This is a genomic window from Roseateles sp. P4_D2 (assembly GCF_056401875.1).
Window position 1 is genome coordinate 220,380 of record NZ_JBFUIM010000012.1, and the last position, 25,281, is coordinate 245,660.

22 protein-coding genes are annotated in these 25,281 nt (G+C 66.5%); 21 read left to right on the forward strand and 1 reads right to left on the reverse strand.

Annotation, left to right across the window (positions count from 1 at the left end; all coding sequences use genetic code 11):
• Window positions 1–27: 27 nt before the first annotated feature.
• The 15 genes from AC1DW0_RS21460 to AC1DW0_RS21530 all read left to right on the forward strand — a co-directional run bounded on the left by AC1DW0_RS21460 (window position 28) and on the right by AC1DW0_RS21530 (window position 17,946).
• Entirely contained in the window at window positions 28–1,866 is a 1,839-nt protein-coding gene (locus tag AC1DW0_RS21460) for a TOL_0244 family TonB-dependent receptor (protein WP_477947875.1), read from the forward strand.
• Window positions 1,866–2,474: a TOL_0243 family YfiR-like periplasmic protein gene (locus AC1DW0_RS21465; RefSeq protein ID WP_056193206.1), complete on the forward strand. Its 609-nt coding sequence runs from the start codon at window positions 1,866–1,868 to the stop codon at window positions 2,472–2,474. Before AC1DW0_RS21460 ends, AC1DW0_RS21465 begins: the two co-directional genes overlap by 1 nt.
• Window positions 2,471–5,476 (forward strand): sensor histidine kinase, YfiR-like protein-associated, encoded by a 3,006-nt coding sequence (locus AC1DW0_RS21470; protein WP_477947878.1) that lies wholly within the window; start codon window positions 2,471–2,473, stop codon window positions 5,474–5,476. Before AC1DW0_RS21465 ends, AC1DW0_RS21470 begins: the two co-directional genes overlap by 4 nt.
• A 2-nt stretch (window positions 5,477–5,478) precedes the next feature.
• Window positions 5,479–7,806, forward strand: coding sequence for a GGDEF/EAL domain-containing response regulator (locus tag AC1DW0_RS21475; RefSeq protein ID WP_457355559.1), 2,328 nt, complete (start codon window positions 5,479–5,481; stop codon window positions 7,804–7,806).
• A 324-nt stretch (window positions 7,807–8,130) separates the two neighbouring features.
• On the forward strand, window positions 8,131–8,919 hold the full coding sequence (locus tag AC1DW0_RS21480) for a GntR family transcriptional regulator (RefSeq protein ID WP_457392887.1): 789 nt from the start codon (window positions 8,131–8,133) through the stop codon (window positions 8,917–8,919).
• A gap of 13 nt (window positions 8,920–8,932) precedes the next feature.
• Entirely contained in the window at window positions 8,933–10,660 is a 1,728-nt protein-coding gene (locus AC1DW0_RS21485) for a fumarate reductase/succinate dehydrogenase flavoprotein subunit (RefSeq protein WP_477947880.1), read from the forward strand.
• A gap of 277 nt (window positions 10,661–10,937) precedes the next feature.
• The gene (locus AC1DW0_RS21490) at window positions 10,938–11,171 is read left to right on the forward strand and encodes a 4Fe-4S dicluster domain-containing protein (protein ID WP_056193195.1); all 234 of its coding nucleotides are present in this window, start codon (window positions 10,938–10,940) and stop codon (window positions 11,169–11,171) included.
• 2 nt (window positions 11,172–11,173) lie between these two features.
• A complete protein-coding gene (locus AC1DW0_RS21495) occupies window positions 11,174–12,127 on the forward strand; it encodes a HEAT repeat domain-containing protein (RefSeq protein WP_477947882.1) in 954 nt (317 codons plus the stop codon).
• Entirely contained in the window at window positions 12,124–12,462 is a 339-nt protein-coding gene (gene fdxA / locus AC1DW0_RS21500; RefSeq protein WP_477947884.1) for a ferredoxin FdxA, read from the forward strand. Before AC1DW0_RS21495 ends, fdxA begins: the two co-directional genes overlap by 4 nt.
• A 70-nt stretch (window positions 12,463–12,532) precedes the next feature.
• Entirely contained in the window at window positions 12,533–13,996 is a 1,464-nt protein-coding gene (locus tag AC1DW0_RS21505) for an ABC transporter substrate-binding protein (RefSeq protein ID WP_477947887.1), read from the forward strand.
• A gap of 5 nt (window positions 13,997–14,001) precedes the next feature.
• Window positions 14,002–14,952 (forward strand): ABC transporter permease, encoded by a 951-nt coding sequence (locus AC1DW0_RS21510; RefSeq protein ID WP_457323762.1) that lies wholly within the window; start codon window positions 14,002–14,004, stop codon window positions 14,950–14,952.
• A gap of 5 nt (window positions 14,953–14,957) precedes the next feature.
• Window positions 14,958–15,818, forward strand: coding sequence for an ABC transporter ATP-binding protein (locus tag AC1DW0_RS21515; RefSeq protein WP_235531857.1), 861 nt, complete (start codon window positions 14,958–14,960; stop codon window positions 15,816–15,818).
• Window positions 15,818–16,117: a gamma-butyrobetaine hydroxylase-like domain-containing protein gene (locus AC1DW0_RS21520; protein ID WP_477947889.1), complete on the forward strand. Its 300-nt coding sequence runs from the start codon at window positions 15,818–15,820 to the stop codon at window positions 16,115–16,117. The genes AC1DW0_RS21515 and AC1DW0_RS21520 overlap by 1 nt, the downstream gene beginning before the upstream one ends.
• On the forward strand, window positions 16,114–16,887 hold the full coding sequence (locus AC1DW0_RS21525) for a ferredoxin--NADP reductase (protein WP_477947891.1): 774 nt from the start codon (window positions 16,114–16,116) through the stop codon (window positions 16,885–16,887). Before AC1DW0_RS21520 ends, AC1DW0_RS21525 begins: the two co-directional genes overlap by 4 nt.
• An 81-nt stretch (window positions 16,888–16,968) precedes the next feature.
• A complete protein-coding gene (locus AC1DW0_RS21530; RefSeq protein ID WP_477947893.1) occupies window positions 16,969–17,946 on the forward strand; it encodes a YeiH family protein in 978 nt (325 codons plus the stop codon).
• A gap of 12 nt (window positions 17,947–17,958) precedes the next feature.
• On the opposite strand, the gene AC1DW0_RS21535 is transcribed toward AC1DW0_RS21530, so the two are convergent.
• Window positions 17,959–19,299, reverse strand: a complete 1,341-nt coding sequence (locus AC1DW0_RS21535; RefSeq protein WP_477947895.1) for a GGDEF domain-containing protein — start codon at window positions 19,297–19,299, stop codon at window positions 17,959–17,961.
• Between the two features lie 258 nt (window positions 19,300–19,557).
• On the opposite strand from AC1DW0_RS21535, the gene AC1DW0_RS21540 reads away from it, so the two are divergent.
• From AC1DW0_RS21540 to AC1DW0_RS21565, 6 genes are all read left to right on the forward strand, one after another.
• Entirely contained in the window at window positions 19,558–20,310 is a 753-nt protein-coding gene (locus AC1DW0_RS21540) for an SDR family oxidoreductase (protein ID WP_056193466.1), read from the forward strand.
• 50 nt (window positions 20,311–20,360) lie between these two features.
• Complete coding sequence (locus AC1DW0_RS21545; protein WP_056193167.1) at window positions 20,361–21,215, forward strand: ureidoglycolate lyase; 855 nt, start codon at window positions 20,361–20,363, stop codon at window positions 21,213–21,215.
• Window positions 21,216–21,217: 2 nt separating this feature from the next.
• The gene (locus tag AC1DW0_RS21550) at window positions 21,218–22,495 is read left to right on the forward strand and encodes an L-fuconate dehydratase (RefSeq protein ID WP_056193164.1); all 1,278 of its coding nucleotides are present in this window, start codon (window positions 21,218–21,220) and stop codon (window positions 22,493–22,495) included.
• 104 nt (window positions 22,496–22,599) lie between these two features.
• Complete coding sequence (locus AC1DW0_RS21555; RefSeq protein WP_056193161.1) at window positions 22,600–23,403, forward strand: 3-keto-disaccharide hydrolase; 804 nt, start codon at window positions 22,600–22,602, stop codon at window positions 23,401–23,403.
• A 151-nt stretch (window positions 23,404–23,554) separates the two neighbouring features.
• Complete coding sequence (locus tag AC1DW0_RS21560) at window positions 23,555–24,787, forward strand: ROK family protein (protein ID WP_056193159.1); 1,233 nt, start codon at window positions 23,555–23,557, stop codon at window positions 24,785–24,787.
• Window positions 24,787–25,281 (forward strand): FGGY family carbohydrate kinase (locus tag AC1DW0_RS21565; RefSeq protein ID WP_477947898.1); only part of this gene is annotated, 495 nt, incomplete at its 3' end. The genes AC1DW0_RS21560 and AC1DW0_RS21565, both read left to right, overlap by 1 nt.

A 25,281-nucleotide genomic window follows, 5' to 3' on the forward strand; every position in this document is an offset into this window, starting at 1 on the left:
CTGGGCCTGCTCTTTTCGCTTCTGGTGATGGCACAGGGCGTGGCCAGCGCGGCTGGCAACACGAACCTGGCAGACCTGTCGCTGGAACAGCTCGGCGACATCGAGATCACTTCGGTGTCGAAACGGGAGCAGCGCCTGGCCGACGCGCCGGCCTCAATCTACGTCATCACCAAGGAGGCCATCCAGCGCGCCGGCGTCAATACGCTGGCCGAGGCTCTGCGCCTGGCACCCAACCTGCAGGTTGCACGCATCAATGCCAGCCAGTACGCCATCAGCGCGCGCGGCTTCAATTCGGCCACGGCGAACAAGCTGCTGGTGCTGATCGATGGCCGCAGCGTCTACACGCCGCTGTATTCCGGCGTGTTCTGGGAATCCCAGGACGTGCCTTTGGGTGACGTGGAGCGCATCGAGGTCGTCAGCGGCCCGGGCGGCACGCTGTGGGGCGCCAATGCCGTCAACGGCGTCATCAATGTCATCACGACGCCCGCCGAGGGCAGCCTGGGAACGCTCGCGTCGGCGGCGGCCGGCAATCTCAGCCAGGGCCTGTCGCTGCGCCATGGCTGGCGCTTCGATGGCGGCGGCGCCGTGCGCGCCTATGCCAAGTACAACCGCCGCCAGGACAGCGAGCGAGCCAGCGGCGTCGATGCCGACGATGGCTTCGAGAAGCTCCAGCTGGGTTTTCGGGCGGGTATCGACGCCGGCGGCGGCGCGCTGACGCTGCAGGGCGATGCCTACAAGGAGTCGATCAGCCAGCCCAATGCCGCCGACCAGCGCCACCATGGTGGCAACCTGCTGGCGCGTTGGGTACGACCGATGGACGACGGCGCCACGCTGAATCTGCAGACCTACGTCGACCGCTCCTGGCGCGATGTCCCTGGCTCCTACAACGAGAACCTGCAGGTCGTCGATGTCGACCTGCAGTACCTGCTGGCTGCCAGCGAGGGCAGCCAGTGGATCTTTGGCGGCGGCCACCGCATGGCCGAGGACGAAGTCGGCAACTACGGCAGCCTGGCCTTTCTGCCCGCATCCCGGCGCCTGCACTGGACGAATGCCTTCGTCCAGCATGAGCGCCAGCTTTCGCCGACCGCGACGCTGACGCTGGGCACCAAGGCCGAGCACAACAGTTACACGGGCACGGAATGGATGCCAAGTGCGCGGCTGGGCTGGAAACTGTCGCCCCAACTGCTGCTGTGGAGCGCAGCGTCCCGTGCAGTGCGCACGCCCTCCCGCATCGATGTCGAGTTCTTCGTGCCAGCGCAGCCACCTTACCAGCTGGCGGGCGGCCCCAACTTCCGCTCGGAGATTGCCAACACGCTGGAGGTTGGCGCGCGAGCTCAACCCAGCGAGAACCTGTCCTACTCGGTCACGGTATTCGGCAGCCGCTACTCGAGCCTGCGCAATTACCGGCGCCTGAGCGACCGCACTTTCGTACTGATCAATGCATCCAAAGCGGAGGTCTATGGCGTCGAGGCCTGGGGCCGCTACCAGGTCAGCAGGAGCTGGGCTGTTCATGCCGGACTGACCTCGATGTACGAGCGCTTCAGCGGCGCCAACGTGGCCGCCATCGCGCCCGGAAACGATCCCCGCTACCAGGTTCGGCTGCAGTCCTCTTGGTCGCTGGCGGCGGGCGTGGATATCGATGTCACGCTACGGCGGGTCGCCAAGCTGCGCTTCACCACCGTGCCCGGCTACAACGAGGCCGATGCGCGTGTCGGCTGGCGGTACTCCGACAGGCTGGCCTTCGCCGTCTCGGCGCGCAATCTCCTGCATGCAAATCACCGCGAGTTCGCGCAGGGCGGCGCTACCGGGGCCGACCCGATCATGGTCGGGCGCACCGCCCAGATCACCGCCACGGCGAGATTCTGATGCCGCGCCTGAGCCTATTTCTCGGGTGCCTCCTGCAATGGCGCGGCAATGTGCCAGTGCTGCGGCGCATGGCGATCGCAGGTCTTCTCTTCTTCGCCGCCGCGCAAAGCGGCGCCGCCGACAACGACAGCCGTGCGCTGGAAGCCCAGATCAAGGCCGCCTATCTGTACAAGTTCGCCGGCTATGTGGAGTGGCCGCCGAATGCCTTCGTGGATGCCACGATGCCTTTCACCATCGGCATCGTCGGCGCCGGGGACATCGCCACCGAGCTCAACAAGCTCACGTCGGGCCGTTCACTGAGCGACCACCCCGTCGAGGTGCGCCTTCTCAAGGCCGGAGAACTGCCCCGTAGTGTCCAGCTCATCTTTGTGAGCGGCGCCGACACCCCGCAACTCAGGCGCACGCTCGAGCCCTACAAGGCCCTGCCGACACTGACGGTCTCGGACATCCCAGGCGGCATCGACGCAGGCTGCGTCATCAACTTCATGCTGGTGGACAACCGGGTGCGCTTCGAGATCTCGGTCCGCAACGCGGAGCGGCATGGGCTCAAGATCAGCTCGCGCCTGTTGGCTGTCGCACAGCGCGGGAACCCAGGGGCCTCTGAATGAGGATCCGGCTGCGTTCGATAAGCACCAAGCTGCTGCTGATGGTGCTTGCCGTCAACGCTTGCACACTGCTTGGGGCCAGCGCCGCCTTCTTCTATCACGACATGGTGGAGAACCGCGACCGCTCGGCGCGCGAACTGACAACGCTTGCCGACATCCTCGGCCAGGGCAGCGCGACAGCCCTGGAGTTCGATGATTCCAAGGTTGCCACCGACACCCTCGGCCAGTTGCGCGGTGACCCCAACATCAATGCCGCGGCAATCTATACGGCAGGCGGCAAGCTGTTTGCGCGCTATGTGAACGCAGCCACTCCCGGCGCGGCCCTGCCTGCCGAGCCGCCATCCGCGGGGGTGCAGGTCCTGCGCAGCAATCTGATCGTGATGCTGCCGGTCAATGGCGCCAATGGCCGACTGGGAGCGGTCTACATCGATGGCCGCTACGACGTCGCCCAATGGCTGCGGGACTATCTCCTGATCTTCGGCGTCGTGCTCGGTGGCAGCCTCGCCCTGGGCCTGCTGGTGTCCTTTCGGCTGCAGCGCCGCATCACCCGGCCCATGCTGGCTGTCAGCGAAGTGGCGCAGCAGGTCATGCAGCAGCGCGACTTCAGCCTGCGTGCCCGCAAGACGACCGAGGACGAGATCGGAGAGCTGGCCGAATCCTTCAACGGCATGCTGCAGACGCTCGAGCATGAGATCGCCGAGCGCAGCACAGCCGAGGTGGCCGTACGCACGCTGAACGCGGAGCTGGAGCAGCGCGTCGAGCGGCGCACCGCGGAGCTGGTCGTTCGCACCCAGGAGGCCGAGGCGGCGAGCCGCGCCAAGGCCGACTTCCTCGCCAACATGAGCCACGAGATCCGCACGCCGATGAATGCCGTGCTCGGGCTGGCCTACCTGCTCGCGAACAAGCCGCTGGAGCCCGATGCGCTGGACCTGGTCAAGAAGATCCGCAATGCCGGCCGGTCGCTGCAGACCATCATCAACGACATCCTGGACTTCTCCAAGATCGAGGCCGGCCAGTTGGAGATCGAAGAGGCCCCCCTGCACCTGGACGGCGTGCTGGACAACCTGGCCAACATCATGAGCGCCAATGCGGGCGACAAGGATCTGGAGCTTGTCATCTCGCCGGCGCCCGATGTTGGTGGCGAACTGCACGGCGATGCGCTGCGGCTCGAACAGATCCTGATCAACCTGACCAGCAACGCCATCAAGTTCACCTCCAGCGGTGTCGTCAAGGTCGGCATCGCGCTGCTGGAGCGCACCGACGGCTCGGCTCGCCTTCGTTTTTCGGTCAGCGACACGGGCATCGGCATTCCGCTGGAGAAGCAGAGCCACATCTTCTCGGCCTTTGCCCAGGCGGACATGTCAACGACTCGCCGCTTCGGAGGCACCGGGCTAGGACTGGCGATCTGCCGCCAGCTCGTCACCAAGATGGGCGGAGAGATCGGCGTCATCAGCACACCAGGCAAAGGCAGCGAGTTCTGGTTCAGCCTGCCTTTCAAATGGGTCCCGATCCAGAACTACCAGCCCGCGGCACTGTCAAAGCTGGAAGTCCTGGTCGCGGACGACAGCGACGTGGCGCGCGAAAACCTTGCGCTGACCGCTCGGGCCATGGGCTGGGCACCCACGCTGACCGATTCCGGCGAAGCCGCCCTCGGCAAGGTGCGCAATCGACTCCAGGGCACCGAGGCCTATGACGTGCTCCTGCTGGACTGGAAGATGCCCGGCCTGGACGGGCTGGCGACCGCGCGGGCCATCCGCAGCACGATGGAGGGACAGCAAGCGCCCATCGTGCTGATGGTGACGGCCTATTCCCGGGACGAGCTCCTCAAGAGCGAGGGCAGTGAGCTGATCGACGGCGTGCTCAACAAGCCCGTGACCAGCTCTTCGCTGTACAACAGCGTGGCCCAGGCCATGCGCCGCCGGGGGGTGGCGGCCCTGTCCGACAGCCCGCAAACCGAGGCGACGCAGCGCCTTGTAGGCCTGCGCGCCCTCGTCGTTGACGACAGCGACATCAACCGCGAGGTCGCGCTGCGCATCCTCGAGTCCGAGGGCGCCACCGTGCAGCTGGCCGAGAACGGCCTGCAGGCCCTGGATTGGCTGACGGCCCATGTCGGCGAGGTCGACATCGTGCTGATGGACGTCCAGATGCCGGTGATGGACGGCTACCAGGCAACGCGCGTGCTGCGCGGCACGCCAGGCCTGGCAGACCTTCCGGTCATCGCGCTGACGGCCGGCGCGTTCAAGGTCCAGCAGGAAGAGGCTCGGGAAGCCGGCATGAATGCCTTCGTGGCCAAGCCCTTTGCCGTCGATGAGCTGATCGCGGCCATTCAGCGCCTGACCGCGCAGCGCGAGCCGGCCGACATCGCATCCGTCGAGGCCGTGGCGCCGGTCGGCCCGCAGGCCGAGGACGGCGTGCCCTTTGAAGGCATCTCGGTGGCCGACGCGCGCAAGGTCTGGCAGGACCTCGCCGTCTACCGGAAGTTCCTGGCCAAGTTTGCCCGCGACAACGGCGACAGCGCGGCGCAGCTGCGCAAGCTGCTCAACCAGGGGCAAGAAAAGGAAGCCACCGCCCTGCTGCACAAGCTCAAGGGCTCTGCGGGCAACCTGGCTCTTCCCCAGCTGGCACGCGCTGCCGGCCGCCTGGAGCATCGGCTGATCGAAGGCAGGGACCCCTTCGACGAATGGGCACCGTTCGAGGCCGCCTTCGCCCAGGCCCTCCGATCGATTGCGGCGTTCACGGCTGACGCCGCCGCGAATGAACCGCGGCCGGCGCCGGCCAGCCCGTCCGTCGACAGGGCACGGGTGGCGGCCCTGCTTCATGAGCTGCTGGACGCGCTGGACAGCGACAACCCGGACCTGGCCGCACCCGTGCTCCAGCGTCTGGACGGGCTGCTGCCGCAGGCCACGCTGGCCGCCTTGCTGGCCAGCGTCGAGGAGTTCGATTTCCGGCGTGCGGAACAGATGGCGCGGGACCTCGTCGCCGAACTGGAAGAGCAAAGGAAGTAGGCATGCCGAACGGACCCATCCTCATCGTCGACGACGAGCCGATCAACCTCGCAACCTTGAAGCAGATCCTCGCGCCGCACTATCCGCTGGCGTTCGCGCGCAGTGGCGGTGAATGCCTCGCCGCCGCGCAGAAGCACCAGCCTTCGTTGATCCTGCTGGACGTCCAGATGCCCGACCTGGACGGCTATGAGGTCTGCCGCCGGCTCAAGGCCGCCCCCCAGACCCAGCACATCGCCGTCATCTTCGTGACGGCGCTGGCCGACGTCGGCGACGAGGCCGCGGGATTCGACTGCGGCGCGGTCGACTACATCGTCAAGCCCGTGTCGCCGGCCCTGGTGCTGGCACGGGTGCGCACCCACCTGTCGCTGGTGCATACCTCCATGCTGGAGCGCTACGTCAAGGAGCTCGAGGCCCAGCAGCTGAAGATCAGCCGGCTCAGCCGCATCAAGAGCGTCCTGAGCGGCATCAACTCGGCCATCGTCAGGCTGCGCGACCGGCAGGCGCTGTTCGATGAAACCTGCCGCATCGCCGCCGAGGATGGCGGCTTCGCGAGTGCCTGGATCGGCCTCGCCCACGGCCCTTTGAAGAGGCTCGACCCCATTGCCGCGCGAGGCCTGGATGCCGGGCAGCTCGACGAGTTGCGCGGCGCTCTGGGCGCCACCGGTGGGCCAGGCCGCCGCTCACTTCCCTACCGGGCGCTCGATGGCGGCGGCGTCGTGTACTGCAACGACCTCTCGCAGGAGGACATGGGTGCGGCTGTCCACGCCGTTGCGCCGGCGAAGGGGGTCGGCTCCGCGATTGCGCTGCCGTTGACTTCCGGTGACCGGCTCGTCGGCGTCATCGCGCTGTACGCCACGGAGGCCCATCTCTTCGACGAGGACGAGCTCAAGCTGCTCGGCGAGCTGGCTGGCGATATCTCGTTTGCGCTCAGGCACATCGAGCAGGAGGAAAAGGTCCATTACCTGTCCCGCTATGACGCACTGACCGGCCTGCCCAACAACCTTGTCTTCCTGGACCGCCTTGACCTCGCAATCCAGTCCGCGGCTGCGGCCGGCACCGGCGTGGTGGCCGTCATTGCCAACCTCCACCGGTTCAAACGGCTGAACGACACCCTGGGCCGGCACGTGGGGGACCAGTTGCTGAGACAACTGGGGCAGCGCCTGGCCACCGAATTCGCGCGCAGCCACAACGTGGCCCGGCTGGCGGGCGACAACTTCGCCGTCGCCGGCAGCTACAAGGGCGACGAGGACGTCGCGACGCTGCTGCGCGTGCTGGACGAAGTCATCGGCCGACCCACGTCAGTCGATGGCAGCGACGTCAGCCTGTCCGCCCACCTGGGCGTGTCCGTGTATCCGGAGGACGGCGCCAGTGCCGAATCGCTGTTCCGCAATGCCGAGTCCGCCCTCAAGCAGGCCCGTTTGGCTGGCGAGAAGCATGCCACCTATTCGCCAGAGATGAATGCCCGCATGGCCGAGAAGCTGGAGATGGAGGGGCAGCTGCGCGAAGCATTGGCCCAGCAGCAGTTCGTGTTGCATTTCCAGCCCAAGGTCAATCTGGCCGATGGCCAGATCACCGCGGCCGAAGCCCTGATCCGCTGGCAGCATCCCAAGCGCGGCCTGGTGCCGCCGGGCGATTTCATTCCAATCGCCGAAGAGACTGGCCTCATCGTGCCCATCGGCGAATGGGTCATCCAGGCCGTCTGCGCCCAGCAGGCGGTCTGGCGGTCGCGAGGCATCGCGACGCGGCCGGTCGCGGTGAACCTGTCGACCCTGCAGTTCCGCGAGGGCCGGGTACGCCAGTGCGTCGAGCAGGCCCTGCGCGACAACGGGCTGGGCGCCGACGCCATCGAACTCGAGCTGACCGAAACCCTGGTCATGCAGGACCCCATCGCGGCCGAGCGCACCATGCATGACCTCCGCCAGTTCGGCCTGCACCTGTCTCTGGACGACTTTGGCACCGGCTACTCCTCGCTCGCTTACCTGAAGCTCTTTCCTTTCAACTCGGTGAAGATCGACCGGTCCTTCATCACCGATATCACACGCAGCCCAGAAGACGCCGCCATCTCGCTGGCCATCATCGCCATGGCTCACAGCATGCGCATGCACGTCATTGCGGAAGGCGTCGAGACCCCCGCGCAGCTGGAGTTCCTGCGGGCCAGCGGCTGCGACCAGATCCAGGGCTACCACTTCAGCCGCCCGGTGCCGGCCGAGGAATACGCCCGCATGCTGCTGGAGGGCCGGCAGTTGGCAATGACCGCGGCCGCCCCTGGCACGGGGGCGGCCGGCGAAAGGATCGCGCTGCCCATGCGACGCCAGCCTCTGGAGCATTGACGGCGGATCGATGTCCGGTTTTCAGGGCTCCGCCAGCGGCGGGTCATTCACACATTTGGCGCATTCAAATTGGGGCATGGACCCGCTTCGGTGCATTGCCAGAACACGTGGCGTGAGGGGCAGCGAGCGGTCTCGATGAGACCTTCCTGACGCCGCCGTCCCGGGCGTCAGGCACTGGAAACAGCCCCTGCAGCACCAGCCGCCCAGCGGCAACAGCCGCGTGCAAACCCAGCCTGGAAAAGCTGGCACGGCTCCTGCTCATGATGACTTGTCATAACGAGTTGGACGGCCATGAGCAAAGGCGCTCTTGCAGCTAGGAAATCCTTGACGCTGGTCCCCGCCCCCGAGGCGGACGGCGCTCATCGCATCAAGCTGTCGTCACCGCTGCCGCTGTACACGCAGATCAAGGAGATCCTGCGCGCCCGCATCCTCGACGGCAGCTACCAGCCGCATCAGCAGATGCCATCGGAGAGCGAGATGATGGCCGCGTTCGACGTCAGCCGCATCACGGTGCGCCAGGCGCTCAATGACCTGCAGAACGAAGGCCTGATCTTCCGCATCCACGGCAAGGGCAGCTTCGTCTCCAAGCCCAAGGCCTTCCAGGATCTGGGGCGCCTGCAGGGCTTCGGCGAGGCGATGCGGCAGATGGGCTACGAGACCTTTGCCCGCGTGCTGTCGATCAAGACGGTGCTGCCGTCGCAGCAGGTGGCCGAGAAGCTGCAGCTGGCCAAACGCGCCAAGGTCACGGAGCTGCACCGCCTGCGCTTCCTGAACCGCGAGCCGATCTCGCTGGACGTGACCTACGTGCCCGCGGCCATCGGCCAGCGCCTGGCCAAGGAAGACCTGGCCGCGCGCGACATCTTCGCCATCCTGGAGAACGACTACGGCCTGGCCCTCGGCCACGCCGAGCTGCAGATCGGCTCGACGCTGGCCGACGAGACGCTGGCCGGCCAGCTCAAGGTCGAGGAGGGCTCGCCCGTGCTCTTCATCGAGCGCACGACGCACACGGCCGATGGCGCGCCCATCGACTACGAACACCTCTATTACCGCGGTGACGCCTTCCAGTACAAGGTGCGCGTCGATCGCGTGCCTGTTTCCGAACGAGCCTCTTGAGGAGAGCCTGCACATGGACACGATCGAACACGAATACGACCTCGTCATCGTTGGCGGTGGAACCGGCGGCCCGATGGCCGCGGTGAAGGCCAAGGAAAAGAATCCCAAGCTGCGGGTGCTGCTGCTGGACAAGGCCAACGTCAAGCGCAGCGGCGCCATCAGCATGGGCATGGACGGGCTGAACAACGCCGTCATCCCCGGCCATGCGACGCCCGAGCAATACACCAAGGAGATCACCGTCGCCAACGACGGCATCGTCGACCAGAAGGGTGTCTACGCCTACGCAGCCAACAGCTTCCCGATGATCGAGGAGCTGGACCGCTGGGGCATCAAGTTCGAGAAGGACGAGACCGGAGACTACTCGGTACGCAAGGTCCACCACCTGGGCAGCTACGTGCTGCCCATGCCCGAGGGCCACCACATGAAGCGGGTGCTCTATCGCCAGCTCAAGCGGGCGCGGGTGGAGATCACCAATCGCGTCGTGGCCACGCGGCTACTGACCGGGCCTGACGGCGAGATTGCCGGCGTCATGGGTTTCGACTGCCGCACGGCGGACTTCCACGTCATCAAGGCCAAGGCAGTGGTCATCTGCACCGGCGCGGCCGGGCGTCTGGGCCTGCCCGCCAGCGGCTACCTGTTCGGCACCTACGAGAACCCGACCAACTGCGGTGAAGGGCACGTGATGGCCTATCACGCAGGTGCCGAGCTGACCAACCTCGAGTGCTTCCAGATCAACCCGCTGATCAAGGACTACAACGGCCCGGCTTGCGCCTACGTGACCGGCCCGTTCGGCGGCTACACGTCCAACAACGCCGGCCAGCGCTTCATCGAGTGCGACTACTGGAGCGGCCAGATGATGATGGAGTTCTTCAACGAACTCGAAGGCGGCAAGGGCCCGGTGTTCCTGAAGCTCGACCACCTCGCCGAGGAAACGATCAGCGAGATCGAGCACATCCTGCACACCAACGAGCGCCCCAGCCGCGGCCGCTTCCACGAGGGCCGCGGCACCGACTACCGCAAGCAGATGATCGAGATGCACATCTCGGAGATCGGCTTCTGCAGCGGCCACAGCGCCTCGGGCATCTGGACGAACGAGCGCGGCGAGTGCTCCATCCCCGGCCTGTACGCGGCCGGCGACTGCGCCAGCATCCCGCACAACTACATGCTGGGCGCCTTCGTCTACGGCAAGTTCTGTGGCGAGAACGCGGCGGACTACGTCAGCGGCATCTCGCAGCCGGCCTTCGACGCCGGCCAGGTGGAGAAGGAAAAGGCCCGCGTCTACGCGCCGCTCGGCAGGACCGAGGGCCTGACGCCATTCCAGGTCGAATACAAGACGCGCCGCATCGTCAACGACTACCTACAGCCGCCCAAGGTCACCCGCAAGATGGAGATCGGCCTGCAGCGCTTCGACGAGATCCGCGAGGACCTGCAGCACATGGGCGCGGCCGACCCGCACGAGCTGATGCGGGCGATGGAGGCCCACACCATCCGCGACTGCGCCGAGCTGGCCGCGCGCGCCTCGCTGTTCCGCACCGAGAGCCGCTGGGGCCTGTACCACCTGCGCGTGGACCACCCCGAGAAGAACGACGCGGACTGGTTCTGCCACACCAACGTGACCAGCGATGCCAACGGCAACGCCGTGTTTCGCAAGCGCGAGGTCGAGCCTTACGTCGTGGAGCTCAACGAGGAAGAGAAGTCCGCCTACCAGCGCCTGCGCGTCGCCACGCCCGCTGCCGCCTAGGGCCTGTTGACGCTATGGCAACGGGTCGCGTTGTGGCCAAAACGGCCGCGAGCAAGGCGCAAAGCGGAGCCGGGTTGCACACCCGGCGAGCATTTGCAACGCCGCGCGCGGTCGTTTTGGCCACAACCCTTCGGGAAGGCCCGCCGCCACGGGCCACTCCGCGTTGCGCCACTTGCCCGCACATCAGTGCGGGCGGCGTGTCACGCCTTGATTGGCCCGTGGCGGCGGGCCTTCGCGACCCATTGCCATAGCGTCAACAGGCCCTCAGGAGACCGCAATGACCATCACCATCACCCGCACCCAGGCCCCCGTCGTCATCGACGAAGACAAGTGCATCGCCGACAAGGGCTGCACCGTCTGCGTCGACGTTTGCCCGCTCGACGTGCTGGCCATCGATCTGACCAAGAACAAGGCGTTCATGAAGTTCGATGAATGCTGGTACTGCATGCCCTGCGAGAAGGACTGCCCCACCGGCGCCGTGCGCGTCGACATCCCTTACCTGGTGAGGTGATCATGATGGCCACCATCCATGACCGACTGCGCAATAGCGACGCGGGCGTGCGACGCATCGCCGTCATCGACCTGCCCTACACCGACGAGGAAGACGACATCGCGCCGCTGCTGATTGCGGCGCTTGGCGACAGCGATGCCACCGTGCGGCTCGAAGCCGCCAAGGCCCTCGAAGGCTTCGAGGAGCCCGAGGTGCTGGCGGCACTGGCGCCGCGGCTCAAGGACGAGGACGCTGCCGTGCGCGAGGCCGTTGCCTACACGCTCGCAGAGCTGAAAGACTCAGCCTCCGCCACAGCGCTGCTGCCCTACCTGGGCGACGCGGACCCCGAAGTGCAGGCCGCCGCGCTGCAGGCCGTAAAAGCCCTGCGCGTGGACGCCGCCTTCGACCCTGCCATGGCAGCGCTCGCCCACACCGACGCCAAGGTGCGCCGCGCGGCCGTCAGCGTGCTGGGCTACCTGAAGAAGCCGCAGGCCATCTCGGCGCTGACCGAAGTCGCTGCGCATGACGATGACGCCGAGGTGCGCCGCGTCGCCGTCGGTGCGCTGAGCTTTGCCAACGATGCCGAGGTCAGCGTGCATCCCGCGCTTAGCCGGGCTCTCAACGACCCGGTGTGGCAGGTGCGCGAGGAGGCCGCCACGACCTTCGCCAAGACAGGCTCGGCGCTGGGCGTGCCCAACCTCGTGCGCGCCATGGACGACGAGTACTGGCAGGTGCGCGTGAAGGCCGCGCGGTCCCTGGGCAAGCTGAAGGCGCGCGACGGTGTGATGGCGCTGGTGGAGGCGCTGATCCACCCGGTCAGCAACCTGCGCAAGGAGGCCGTGATCGCGCTTGGCGAGATCGGCGACCCGCGCGCCATCACGCCGCTGGAACGCACGCTGCGCGACCCCGACCCGGATGTGCGCAAGCTGTCCAAGCTGGCGTTGACGACCATCCAAATGAACGGGAGCGCAGCATGAGCTTTGTCGTCACCGAGGCTTGCATCCGCTGCAAGTACACCGACTGCGTCGCCGCCTGCCCGGTGGAGTGCTTCCACGAAGGCCCCGACTTCCTCGTTATCGACCCCAGCGCCTGCATCGACTGCGGCGTCTGCGTGCCCGAGTGCCCGGTCGAGGCCATCTTCGACGAGAAGGACTTGCCAGCCGAGCAACGCGAGTACGTCGAGCTGAACCGACGCCTGGCCGCGCAATGGCCGCTCATCACCGCCGCGCAGGACCCCTTGCCCGATGCCGAGCACTGGGCCAGCCAGACGCACAAGCGCGCGCTGCTGACGGAGACCGCCGCGCCCGCCTGAGACCCGGCGCGGCGCAGGCACCGATCTTGCGCCGCTGCTCTTGAACCTACCCGACTGCCAGGAGATTGAGATGAAGTTGCCCCAGCTCTCGCATGTTTCCGCCACCCTCGCGAAGTGCCTCGCGCTCTGCGCGGCCTTCCTGGCCCCGCAGGCCCACGCCGCCAAGGAGGTGGTGACCCTCGGCATCGGCACGCAGAACACCACCACCAACACCGTCACCGGTGGCGTGGTGCTCAAGGAGATGAAGCTGCTGGAGAAGCACCTGCCCAAGACGGGCAAGTACGCCAACATCGAGTGGAAGCTCGACTGGCAGAACTTCACCTCCGGCCCGCCCATCACCAACGGCATGGTCGCCGGCAAGCTGCAGATCGGCATGATGGGCGACTACCCGCTGCTGGTGAACGGCGCCACCGGGCAGCTCAACAAGGGCAACGAAACCCAGCTCGTGGCCGTCATCGCCTACAACGCCTTCGGCTCGGGCAACGGCGTCGTCGTGCACAAGGACAGCCCCTACTACGAGCTGGCCGACCTCAAGGGCAAGACGGTGTCGGTGCCGTTCGGCTCGGCAGCACACGGCATGATGCTGCAGGCCATGCAGGAGCGCGGCTGGCCGGCGGATTACTGGAACCTCGTCAGCCAGAGCCCCGAGGTCGGTACGACCAACTTGCAGGAAAAGAAGATCGACGCCCACGGCGACTTCGTGCCGTTTGCCGACCTGCTGCCGCAGCGGGGCTTTGCCCGCAAGATCTTCGACGGCGCACAGACCAAGGTTCCGACCTTCCACGGCGTCGTCGTGCGCAAGGAATTCGCCGACAAATACCCCGAGGCCGTCGTGGCCTACATCAAGGCCTTGATGGAGGCCAACGACTGGGTGCGCAAGGACCCCAAGCTGGCCGCCGCCAAGATCGAAGAGTGGACCAAGATCGAGAAGGAGGTCGTCTACCTCTTCCTCGGCCCGGGCGGCATCCACACGCTGGACCCGAGCATCAAGCCGCGCTGGGTCGAGACGATCAAGATCGCACACGGCGTGCTGGCCAAGCTCGGCCGCGTGAAGGAGTTCGACGCCGCCGCCTGGGTCAACGAAAGCTATCTGCGCGAGGCCTTCAAGCAGCGCGGCCAGGACTACGAGGCGCAGAAGCAGACGCTCGCCAACTACGACATTGCCGGCAACGACCCCATCTGCAAGGTGCCGGTCACGCGGCCCAAGGAAGCCGGCGAGATCTGGCTGGCCAGCGGCGAGATCGTCGTGGCCAGCTCGCCTGCCTGCCTGCTGGCCGGCGTGAAGCAATACGAAGCGGCCGGCAAGAAGGTCAACGTCGCCTACCTGTACGACAAGGAACTGGGCATCAAGGTCGTCGCCGACAAGGCTTTCTACGCGGTCGACGCCAGCAACCCCAAGGCGCCGCTGGCCGTGCCCTTCCTGCTGAAGAAAGACGCCGAGGCCTACGCCGCCAGGACGCACGGCAAGCTCGCCACCTTTGCGGAGGCCCTGGGGCAGGCCAACGCCACTGTCGTCGCGGTCAGCGTGAAGTGAACACCATGAGCGCGCTGCCCCGCATCCAAACCTACACGCCGCCCCTGGCGCCGCCTGCTGCAATGCCTGCGGCGGCGCCCAAGGCGGCCCCGCCCGCCCACGTGGGCCAGGGCATCACGCCGCTGCCCCTGCCGTTGCCCGCGGCTGCTGCGCCCAGCCTGTGGCAGCGCTTCTGGCGGGGCCGTGGAGCGGCGGCGCTGATGGGCGCGCTGTCCATCGCCAGCGTGCTGCTCTTCTGGCACCTGGCCACGCGCTACAAGCTCGACGCCTACATCCGCTTCAACAACATCCCCACGCCGGCCCAAGTGCTGGAGAAGGTGGTGGAGGTCAACGCCAGCCCGAAGTTCGTCACCAACATCGGCATCAGCGTGCGGCGCATCCTGCTCGGCTTCCTGGTGGCCACGGGCCTGGGCGTCGGCCTGGGCATCCTGATCGGCCGCTACCGCATCGTGCGCGGGCTGGCCATGCCGGCGATGGAGGTTTTCCGGCCCATCCCGGCCATCGCCTGGGTGCCCATGTCCATCATGCTGTGGCCCGACAACGAGGTGAGCATCGTCTTCATCACCTTCCTGGGCGCCTTCTTCCCCATCCTGCTCAACACCGTGCATGGTGTCGAGGCGATCGACCCGGTGCTGCTGCGCGCCGCCCGCACGCTGGGCGCGGGCGAGGCCAGCCTGCTCAGGCACGTGGTGCTGCCCGGCGCCCTGCCCCACATCTTCACGGGCCTGGCGGTAGGCATGGGCGTGGCCTGGGTGTCGCTGATCGCCGCCGAGATGATCTCGGGGCAGTTCGGCATCGGCTACTTCACGTGGGAGGCCTACTCCCTGATCAGCTATGCCGAGATCGCGCTCGGGATGATCACGATCGGCGTGCTGGGCCTGCTGTGCAGCGGCGCCATCCGGCTGCTGGCCAAGCTCGCCATGCCCTGGCAGGCCCATTCGCAAGGAGGACGTTGATGGACATGGCGACAGCATCCCGTGGCCGCGTGGACGTGCGCGAGCTGGACATCCGCTTCCACTCAAAAGGCCAGGATTTCGAAGCCGTGCGCGCCGCCAACGTGCATGTGCGGCCCGGCGAGTTCGTGTCGCTGATCGGCCCCTCCGGCTGCGGCAAGTCCACGCTGCTGAACGCGGTGGCAGGCTTCCTCAAGCCCAGTGGCGGCCAGGTGCTGCTGGACGGTCAACCCATCACGGGCCCGGGCTCGGACCGCGGCGTCGTGTTCCAGCAGTACTCGCTCTTCCCATGGATGACGGTGCGTGCCAACGTGGAGTTCGGGCTGCGCATGAAGGGTGCGTCGGCCAGCGACCGCGAGGCGCAGGCGCGCACGCTGCTGGGGCTGGCCGGCCTGCTGTCCTTCGAGAACCACTACCCCGACCAACTCTCCGGCGGCATGAAGCAGCGCGTGGGCATCGTCCGCGCGCTGGCCACCAGCCCGCAGGTGCTGCTGATGGACGAGCCGTTCGGCGCCCTCGACTCTCAGACCCGCGTGGTGATGCAGGAGATCCTGACCAATATGTGGCAGCGCCTGCGCATCTCGGTGCTCTTCATCACGCACGACATCGAGGAGGCGGTGTTCCTGTCCGACCGCATCTACGTGATGACGGCAAGGCCCGGGCGCATCAAGGCCGAGCTGGACGTGCCGCTGCCGCGGCCGCGCACGCCGGACATGACCTCCGAGCCCGAGTTCGTCGCCATGGTGCGCCAGATCAAGGGCCTGATCCGCGAGGAAAGCATCGCGGCCATGGGGGGCGAACTGAGCGAAGGCGGGCTGGCGGGCCTGTGCACCGAGATCGGTCCGCAGGGCGTGGAGCACCTCGTCTGATGGACGCCGTTCCCACCGAAGTCGTCTGGCACCAGGCCAGCGGCGTGCTGGCGCTGGCCTGGGCCGACGGCCGCGCGGCCCGCCTCAGCGGCCCGGTGCTGCGCGCCGCCTGCAAATGTGCCGGCTGCGAGATGCGCCGGCGCAGCGGCGAGCCCGTGAGAGCGCACGTCGACACACAGCTCACCGCCCTCCACCCCGTCGGGCCGCAGGGCCTGCAGCTCGTCTTCAGCGACGGCCACGACCGCGGCATCTACCCCTGGTCCTATCTGCATCAACTCTGCCTGGAGCCTTGCGCATGAGCATCCTTTTCGACGCCAAGGTGCTGGACGTCCGCCACTGGACCGACCGCCAGTTCTCCTTCACCTGCACCCGCGACCCGGGCTTTCGCTTCCAGAGCGGGCAGTTCACGATGATCGGCCTGATGGTCGACGGCAAGCCGCTGCTGCGCGCCTACAGCGTCGTCAGCCCGCACTGGGACGACACGCTGGAGTTCCTCAGCATCAAGGTGCCCGACGGCCCCCTGACCTCGCGCCTGCAGCACATCCAGGTCGGCGACACGGTGCACATCGGCCGCAAGGCCTCGGGCACCCTCGTCACGCAGAACCTGCTGCCCGGCCGGCATCTCTACCTGCTGGCCACCGGCACGGGCCTGGCGCCGTTCATGGCCATCGTGCGCGACCCCGACGTCTATGAGCTTTACGAGAAGGTCATCCTCGTGCATGGATGCCGCCAGGTGAGCGAGCTGGCCTACGAGGACATCATCACGCGCGAGCTGCCCGACAACGAATTCTTCGGCGACCAGGTGCGCGACAAGCTCATCTACTACCCGACCGTCACGCGCGAGCCCTTCCGCAACCAGGGGCGCATCCCGACGCTGATGGCCAACGGCAAGCTGCCCAGCGACATCGGCCTGCCGCCGCTGTGCAAGGAGAACGACCGCTTCATGCTGTGCGGCAGCCCCGAGATGTTGCGCGACACGCGCGCGGTGTTCGACGAGATGGGCATGACCGAGGGCAATATGAGCCATCCCGGGCATTTCGTCATCGAGCGGGCCTTCGTCGAGAAGTGAACGGCCATGCTGGCACGGGCTGCCTTCTTCGACGCTCATGGCCAGGCCCTGCGGCGAGTCTGGCCGGGTTGGGCGACCTGCGTGCTGATCGCTTTGGCTGCGTCATTCGTTGCCGCGCTTTATCAGGGGCCGCCGATGTTGTATGCGCTGCTGTTCGGCGCGGCGCTGCACAGCCAGAGCCCGGAGGACCGCACGGCCGCTGGCGTGGACTTCTGCGGCCGCACGCTGCTGCGCCTGGGCGTGGGGCTGCTGGGTGCGCGCATCAGCTGGGAGCAGGTCGCCGGGCTCGGTTGGCCGACCTTGCTTGTCGTGTTGTTCGCGGTCGCCAGCACCCTCCTGTGCGGTCGGTGGCTGGCTAAGGCACTGCGCCTGCCGTGGGCGGTCGGCGTGCTGGCGGGCGGCGCCACGGCCATCTGCGGCGCCTCTGCGGCGCTGGCGATCGGCGCGGTGCTGCCGCGTGCCGGTGAAGGGGAGACGCCGAACGAACGTCATGCGCTCGTCGTGGCCGTCATGGCCACGCTGCTGTCGACGGCGGCGATGGTGGCCTACCCACTGATCGCGCGGCAGTTGCAGCTGTCGCCGGCTGGTGCTGGCCTCTTCATCGGCGGCAGCATCCATGACGTGGCGCAGGTGGTGGTAGCGGGCTATTCGATCTCTGCGGCCGCCGGCGACGCGGCCTCCATCGTCAAACTGCTGCGCGTCAGCCTGCTCTTCATCGTCGTGCTGGGCGTGTCCATCGCCTGCCGCACTTCGGCCGCCGAGCCGCCGCGCCAGGCACGACCGATGGTCATGCGACTCGGCGGGCTGGTGCCGGGCTTTCTGTGGCTGTTCGTCGCGCTGGCGACGCTCAACTCGCTGGGATGCCTGCGGCCCGTGCAGGAGCAGCTCAACCTCGCCTCGCGCGCCTGCCTCATGCTGGGGGTGGCCGGTCTCGGCATGAAGACGTCGTTCCCGCACCTCGCCAGCGCAGGTTGGCGGCCCATCTTGCTGATGGTGGCGACGAGCTTGTGGCTTGCAGCCGTTTCGCTCGCCGCCGCCTGGGGATTGCGGTTTTATTGAGGGTCCAACAAATCAGACCGTGGTCGGTGAGTCGCTCTGCAGCGTCTTGTCTATCTCGACGCGGTTCCGGCCGGCTTCCTTGGCGCGATACAGGGCCTCGTCGGCCCGCTTGAGGGCATTCGCAGCCGACCCTCCCGGCGGTGACAGCGCCACGCCGAAGCTGGCGGTGATTGCGAGGCGGCCCGCAGTACAGCTGACCTCGCTCTGCTGCACGCGTTCGCGCAGCTTCTCGGCCAGGCGGGCGGCATCACGCACACGCGTGCCCTGGCAAGCGATCAGGAACTCCTCGCCGCCCCAGCGACCGATGACATCGCTCGCGCGCAGGTTGGCCGCGACGATGGCCGCAACGCGGCGCAACACCTCGTCGCCGCAATCATGGCCATGGCGGTCGTTGACATGCTTGAAGTGGTCGATGTCCAGCAGCACGAGCGACATGCCCTGCGCCGCCTCTTCCATGTCATCCAGCGATTGCTCCAGGCCGCGCCGGTTCAACACACCGGTCAGTTCATCGACCGTGGCTAGGCGGCGCAGGTTCTCCTGCTCGATGCGCAACTGACGCGTGCGCGCTGTCAAGGCATCGATCTCCCGTTGCTGGCGGCGATGGCTCAGGCGCAGTCGCTGCCAGCCGCGCAACACCATGGCGCAAGCACCAAAAAGCCAGGCAAGCAGGATACCTAGGTAGACGCGGTCGTCGCCAATCCATTCGCCCTTCAGCACCAGGCGGCGAAGCTGCAGTTCATGGTGCTGACCCGTCAGCTCTCCGGGAATGCCGATGGACAACGACGTCGCGTTGTCCAGGCTCGGCTGGTTGTACTCGCGAGGCAGGTTGAACATCTGAACCCACCAGTCGGGCACGTTGAGTTCGCTCAACTTGATGCGCACCGGTTGCTCAACGTCTCGCCTTCGAAGCGTGACCGCGTGCATCCGCGAGCTGTTGGCGTCCTCGAGCCTGGAGAAGCGTGGATCGAAATTCCGGATATCAAGATGCAGGAATGGCGCCGGCCCTTGGTATTTCAGTTCCAGCTCGATGTGGTCAAAACCGCTCAGATCCCGGCCGCGGCTGAGATCGTCGCCGGTCAGCAGATAGGTCAGGACGCACGGCTGGTACTTCCCGGAGACGACGTATTGGCAACGCCATCGCAACCGCCCGGCGTCCACCCACTGCACCGCGGTTTCCTCGCCGGCCTGAGGGGGGGCTTCCAGGAAATGCTTGCTCACGCCCGGCTCCAGCAGATCCAGAGTTCGCGCGGGCAGCATCATGTGAACAGCCAGCACGGCCACGGTGAGCACGATCCCTCCCATGAGGAATCTGATGCTGATCAGGTCAGATTGCACGCCATCAAGCTTCGGCATTCGCGTCCTGTGCACTCTAGAGCCAAAGGCGGGCGCCGGCATAACGAAGCGCTCGCCTCACGGGGCAAATCGCCGTCGACGGCAATCCATGAAAAACGCGGCCTGGCCAACCTGCCGCGAATCGGTCGATGGGCGCCAGCGCCTTCGATAATTGAAATTGGTAAGGCCAATTTAACGATTTATGCCATGTTCGCCTACACTGGTCAGACCTTCAATACCCTGACCATCGTGAGTGACTTCCACGCCCCTTCCGCCTGCCTGACGGGCAAGACCGTTCTGATCACCGCAGCAGCACAGGGAATCGGACGTGCAAGCGCCCTGGCCTGCCTCGCGGCGGGTGCCGAGGTGATCGCCACGGACATCCAGGAAAGCGGCTTGGCCGCGCTGGCCCGGGAAGCGGCGTCTTCGGCGCTGCGTACCGAGGTTCTCGATGTCCGCGACACCCTGTCGGTGCAGAGCCTGGCCGGTCGGTTGCCTGCTCTGCATGGCCTGTTCAACTGCGCCGGCTTCGTGCATCACGGCACGGTGCTCGACTGCGACGAAGCGGCCTGGGACTTCAGCATGGACCTGAACGTGAAGAGCATGCTGCGCACGCTGCGCGCCTTCCTGCCGGGCATGCTCGCAGAGGCCGCACGCCACGGCGGCGGCGCCTCGGTGCTGAACATGGCATCCATGGCCTCATCGGTGAAGGGCTTTGCGAACCGCTTCGCCTACGGCACGACCAAGGCGGCCGTCATCGGCTTGAGCAAGGCAGTCGCTGCGGACTTCGTCAAGCAAGGCCTGCGCTGCAATGCCCTTTGCCCTGGCACGGTGGACACACCGTCCCTGCGCGGGCGGATCGCTGCGGCGGCCGATCCCGTGCAGGCCGAGAAAGACTTCATCGCCCGCCAGCCCATGGGCCGGCTGGCCACAGTCGACGACATCGCACCGCTCGTCGTCTTCCTGCTCAGCGACGCGTCGCGCTTCATCACCGGGCAGGCCGTTTGCGTGGATGGTGGCGTCACGATCTAAGGCGCGCGTCATTTCGGCATATCTCCCGATCCGTCAATAACGAACTTCTCATGAAACTCCTCCGCTACGGCCCCGTGGGCCAAGAACGACCCGGCCTGCTCGATGACAACGGCCGCGTGCGCGACCTCTCAGGCCTTGTCGATGACGTTGCAGGCAACGTGCTGACGCCCGCCGGCCTCGCAAGGCTGCGCGATATCGACCCGACGGACCTGCCACTCGTCAGCGGCACGCCGCAACAGGACCTGCGTCTCGGCCCCTGCGTCGGCCGCGTCGGCAAGTTCATCTGCATCGGCCTGAACTACGCCGATCACGCTGCCGAGTCCGGCCTGCCCGTGCCGACCGAGCCCGTCGTCTTCGCCAAGTGGACCAGCGCCATCTGCGGCCCCGATGACGCGGTGCAGATCCCGCGCGGCTCGCTCAAGACCGACTGGGAGGTAGAGCTGGGCGTCGTCATCGGCGAAGGTGGCCGCTACATCGAGGAAGCCGATGCGATGAAGCACGTGGCCGGCTACTGCGTCGTCAATGACGTGTCAGAGCGCGAATGGCAGCTCGAGCGCGGCACGCAGTGGGACAAGGGCAAGGGTTGCGACACCTTCGGCCCCATCGGCCCCTGGCTCGTCACGGCCGACGAGGTGGCCGACCCGCAGCAGCTGGACCTCTGGCTGGAGATCGACGGCCGGCGCTTCCAGAACGGCAACACGCGCACCATGGTGTTCGGCGTTGCGCAGATCGTCAGCTACCTGAGCAAGTTCATGAGCCTGCAGCCCGGCGACATCATCTCCACCGGCACGCCGCCCGGCGTCGGCCTGGGCCAGAAGCCGCCGCTGTACCTGAAGCCCGGCCAGACCATGCGCCTGGGCATCCAGGGCCTGGGCGTGCAGACCCAGAAAACCATTGCCGCCTGACCATGACCCGTATCACCAACCTGCGCACAGTGGACGTGCGCTTCCCGACGTCGCAGCACCTCGACGGTTCGGACGCGATGAACCCCGACCCGGACTACTCGGCCGCCTACGTCATCCTTGAAACCGACACGCCGGGCCTGGAAGGCCATGGCCTGACCTTCACCATCGGCCGTGGCAACGATATCTGCTGCCGCGCCATCGAGGCCATGCGCCACCTGGTTGTCGGCCTGGAGCTGAGCTGGATCGCCGCCGACATGGGCCGCTTCTGGCGCCACGTCACGTCGGACAGCCAGCTGCGCTGGATCGGGCCCGACAAGGGCGCTATCCACCTCGCCACCGGCGCCGTCGTCAATGCCGTATGGGACTTGTGGGCCAAGGCCGAGGGCAAGCCGGTGTGGAGGCTCGTGGCCGACATGAGCCCGGCGGAGCTGGTGCGCTGCATCGACTTCCGCTACATCACCGACTGCATCACACCCGACGAGGCGCTGGCGCTGCTCACCCGCGCAGCAGAGGGCAAGGCCGAGCGCCTGGCCACGCTGGAGCGCGAGGGCTACCCCTGCTACACGACCTCGGCCGGCTGGCTGGGCTACCCCGACGACAAGCTGCGCCGGCTGTGCCAGGAGGCTGTGGACGCGGGCTTCAACCACGTCAAGCTCAAGGTCGGCCGCGACCGCGAGGACGACATCCGCCGCCTGCGTATCGCTCGCGAGGTGCTGGGGCCGGACCGCAAGCTGATGATCGACGCCAATCAGGTCTGGGATGTTCCCGTGGCCATCGACTGGCTCAAGGACCTGGCCTTTGCCAAGCCCTGGTTCATCGAGGAACCGACCAGCCCCGACGACGTCGAAGGCCACCGCGCCATTCGGCAGGCCATCGCGCCCATGCAGGTCGCCACCGGCGAGATGTGCCAGAACCGCATCCTGTTCAAGCAGTTCATGATGCGCGGCGCCATCGACGTGGTGCAGATCGACAGCTGCCGCCTGGGTGGCGTCAACGAGATCCTGGCCGTCATGCTGATGGCCGCCAAGCACGGCCTGCCCGTCTGCCCGCATGCCGGTGGCGTGGGCCTGTGCGAGTACGTGCAGCACCTGTCCATGATCGACTACCTCTGCATTGCCGGCACGCGTGACGGCCGTGTCATCGAGTACGTGGATCACCTGCATGAGCACTTCGTCGACCCCTGCGTCGTGCGCGGCGCGGCCTACATGCCGCCCGAAGCACCGGGCTTTTCGATCACGATGAAACCGGCCTCGCTGGCGCAATACCGGTTCGGGGGCTGAACTCGCCAGAACCGTTCCAGCACCATCGCGCGGCCTCGAAAGAGCCCGCGCGATTGCCTTTTTCCGGATAGGTCCACGTCATGAAGAACCGATCTCTGTCAACGATGCTGGCCTGCCTGTGCATCGCCCTGACCCCAGCGCGCGCGCGTGCGCAGGACGAGGGCGAATGGCATTCGCTGTTCAATGGCCGCGACCTTTCAGGATGGACCGTGAAGATCAACAAGCATCCGCTTGGTGACAATCACGCGAACACCTTTCGGGTGGAAGACGGCGTGATCAAGGTCAGCTATGACGGCTACGGCAAGTTCGACGAACAGTTCGGCCATCTGTACTCCAACCTGGCCTACGCCAACTACATCCTTAGGCTCGAGTACCGGATCACGGGCACTGCCGTTGCAGATGCCCCACCCTGGGCCAAACTCAACAGCGGCGTGATGATCCATTCACAGTCGCCCTGGACGATGGGGCTCAACCAGGCCTGGCCTGCCAGCATGGAATTCCAGTTCCTCAGCGCGGGCGCAACGGCGGGCCGCCAGACGGGAAATGTGTGCACGCCTGGCACCAACCTCGAGATGAAGGGCCGGCTGGTGACAGACCACATCATCGAGTCGACCTCGAAATTGTTCCCCCTGAATGAGTGGGTAGCGGTGGAGGTCGAGGTTCGAGGCAACGAGGAAGTCGTCCATCGCGTCAATGGCGTCGAGGTCCTGCGCTATCAGCACCCCCAGCTTGATCCCAGGGAGGACAGCGCAAAGGCCCTGCTGGATGCCGGTGCTCCCCTGCAGTTGTCATTCGGCCATATCGCGCTGCAGGCGGAATCGCAGCCCGTATGGTTTCGGAACATCAGGATCCGATCCCTCCCCGCCACTTCCCGGACCGGGCAACAGGCTCCGGGAGTGCCTCGGTGAAATCTCCTGCTGCTGCCGTGACTCGCGGCCTGCGATGACGAAGCCGCGCGCCCCTATTTACTTTGTCCATCGCCCCAACTAACATTGGTCATACCAAAAACACAACGACAAGTTGTGGTCCGACCACGAAAGTTCATCAGGGAGAAGTGCCTTGCAGGTCGAAGCCGCCGCGAGCCAACAGCTCCTCAAAGTCATCAATCGCATGGCGCTCGTCAGGCAACTGTGCGCCAAACCAGGTCAGTCACGAGCCGATCTGGCTGCTGTGGTGGGCCTGACTAAATCCACCGTCGGCCTGCTCGCCCGTGAATTGATTACCGAGGGTTGGCTGGTCGAGCGTGAAATCGTCCCGACAGGCGACATGGGTCGCCGCCCCACGCCCTTGTTCATCGATCCAACCCGACTGCTGCTGCTCGGTGCCGAAGTCGGCGTCGACTCCGTGCGCGTGGTTGCCACGTCCCTCACGGGCGAGATACGTGCAGAAACTGTCGCCAGCTACGGTGCCATTCGCTCGGCCAAGTCGTGCATTCGAGTACTTGCCGCATCGCTGCTGAAGGTCTTCGGGCAGCTCGCCGCCAGCGAGCAGGCGCTGGGTATCGGTGTCGGCTTGCCCGGCGGCGTCGATGCAGCGCGTGGCGTGCTTCGATTCGCGCCCAACCTGGGCTGGCGCGATGTGCCATTCGCAGCACTGCTGGCCGAAAGACTGGCTGACTCCCCGCTGGCACACGTGCCGCTCTTCCTTCAGAACGAAGCTGCTGTCGCCGCGGTTGGCGAAGTGGAGTTCAACTCCTCGACCGCCGCGGACCCATTGCTCTACGTCTCCATCAGCGAGGGCCTCGGTGCCGGTGTCATCGTCGGTGACCGGCTGCTGACCGGCAACCGAGGTTTCGCTGGCGAAGTGGGGCACACCGTGCTGCAACTCGATGGTCCGCGTTGTTCCTGCGGGCGCCGGGGCTGCGCGGAGGCGCTGATCTCGATGGGCGCCATGCAGCGGGGCTACGGCAGGGGGACGGAGATGACCTCGCTGTCTCGGATACGCAGCCATCTGTTGGGGAACGACCCTGAGACCCAGAATGCCGTCGCCTCCGCCGGACGCTACCTCGGCGTGCTGCTGCAGAACCTGTCTGCCACTTACGACCCCGCGTGCATCGTTCTCGGTGGCGCCGCGATCGAGCTGGGCGAACCATTCCTTAAGCCGGCGCTGGATACGCTGAACGCCTATGCCGCTGCAGCCGGTTTGCCACCGCCGATCGTGCGCACGTCGCGCTTCGGCGTCAACGCCGTCGCTGTCGGCGCTGCAGCGCTGGCACGTTATCGACTGACCCGCCCCGCGTTACCTCTGGCTGACGGTGGAACCATTTTTCTTGAAACAGCGGAGGCTGCTTGATGTTTCTCGGCATTGATCTGGGTACCTCGGAAGTCAAGCTGCTGTTGCTTGACGACAGCGGTCGCATCGTTGGTACCGCAGGCAGCGCATTGACGCTGTCGGCACCGGAACCTCTGTGGTCCGAGCAGAATCCATCCGACTGGTGGCGCGCGACCGGCACCGCCGTCGCCCAATTGCGCACGACCCACCCGACCGAGTTCGCCGCCGTGCGCGGCATCGGCCTGTCCGGCCAGATGCACGGCGCAGTGCTGCTGGGCGCTGACGACGCCGTGCTGCGCCCGGCCATCCTGTGGAACGACGGCCGCAGCCACGCCGAGTGCGACGAGCTGACGGCCGCCGCGCCGCGCCTGCACGACATCGCCGGCAACCTCGCCATGCCCGGCTTCACCGCGCCGAAGCTGCTGTGGGTCAAGAAGCACGAGCCCGAAGTCTTCGAGCGCGTGTCCAGCGTGCTGCTGCCCAAGGACTGGCTGCGCCTGCAGCTGACCGGCGAC

What these genes read in the sequence shown, in the direction of transcription:
- AC1DW0_RS21460 (WP_477947875.1), top strand. Translation starts at nt 28, where the DNA reads ATGGCACAGGGCGTGGCCAGCGCGGCTGGCAACACGAACCTGGCAGAC.
- AC1DW0_RS21465 (WP_056193206.1), top strand. Translation starts at nt 1,866, where the DNA reads ATGCCGCGCCTGAGCCTATTTCTCGGGTGCCTCCTGCAATGGCGCGGC.
- AC1DW0_RS21470 (WP_477947878.1), top strand. Translation starts at nt 2,471, where the DNA reads ATGAGGATCCGGCTGCGTTCGATAAGCACCAAGCTGCTGCTGATGGTG.
- AC1DW0_RS21475 (WP_457355559.1), top strand. Translation starts at nt 5,479, where the DNA reads ATGCCGAACGGACCCATCCTCATCGTCGACGACGAGCCGATCAACCTC.
- AC1DW0_RS21485 (WP_477947880.1), top strand. Translation starts at nt 8,933, where the DNA reads ATGGACACGATCGAACACGAATACGACCTCGTCATCGTTGGCGGTGGA.
- AC1DW0_RS21490 (WP_056193195.1), top strand. Translation starts at nt 10,938, where the DNA reads ATGACCATCACCATCACCCGCACCCAGGCCCCCGTCGTCATCGACGAA.
- AC1DW0_RS21495 (WP_477947882.1), top strand. Translation starts at nt 11,174, where the DNA reads ATGATGGCCACCATCCATGACCGACTGCGCAATAGCGACGCGGGCGTG.
- fdxA (WP_477947884.1), top strand. Translation starts at nt 12,124, where the DNA reads ATGAGCTTTGTCGTCACCGAGGCTTGCATCCGCTGCAAGTACACCGAC.
- AC1DW0_RS21505 (WP_477947887.1), top strand. Translation starts at nt 12,533, where the DNA reads ATGAAGTTGCCCCAGCTCTCGCATGTTTCCGCCACCCTCGCGAAGTGC.
- AC1DW0_RS21510 (WP_457323762.1), top strand. Translation starts at nt 14,002, where the DNA reads ATGAGCGCGCTGCCCCGCATCCAAACCTACACGCCGCCCCTGGCGCCG.
- AC1DW0_RS21515 (WP_235531857.1), top strand. Translation starts at nt 14,958, where the DNA reads ATGGCGACAGCATCCCGTGGCCGCGTGGACGTGCGCGAGCTGGACATC.
- AC1DW0_RS21520 (WP_477947889.1), top strand. Translation starts at nt 15,818, where the DNA reads ATGGACGCCGTTCCCACCGAAGTCGTCTGGCACCAGGCCAGCGGCGTG.
- AC1DW0_RS21525 (WP_477947891.1), top strand. Translation starts at nt 16,114, where the DNA reads ATGAGCATCCTTTTCGACGCCAAGGTGCTGGACGTCCGCCACTGGACC.
- AC1DW0_RS21535 (WP_477947895.1), bottom strand. Translation starts at nt 19,299, where the DNA reads ATGCCGAAGCTTGATGGCGTGCAATCTGACCTGATCAGCATCAGATTC.
- AC1DW0_RS21545 (WP_056193167.1), top strand. Translation starts at nt 20,361, where the DNA reads ATGAAACTCCTCCGCTACGGCCCCGTGGGCCAAGAACGACCCGGCCTG.
- AC1DW0_RS21550 (WP_056193164.1), top strand. Translation starts at nt 21,218, where the DNA reads ATGACCCGTATCACCAACCTGCGCACAGTGGACGTGCGCTTCCCGACG.
- AC1DW0_RS21555 (WP_056193161.1), top strand. Translation starts at nt 22,600, where the DNA reads ATGCTGGCCTGCCTGTGCATCGCCCTGACCCCAGCGCGCGCGCGTGCG.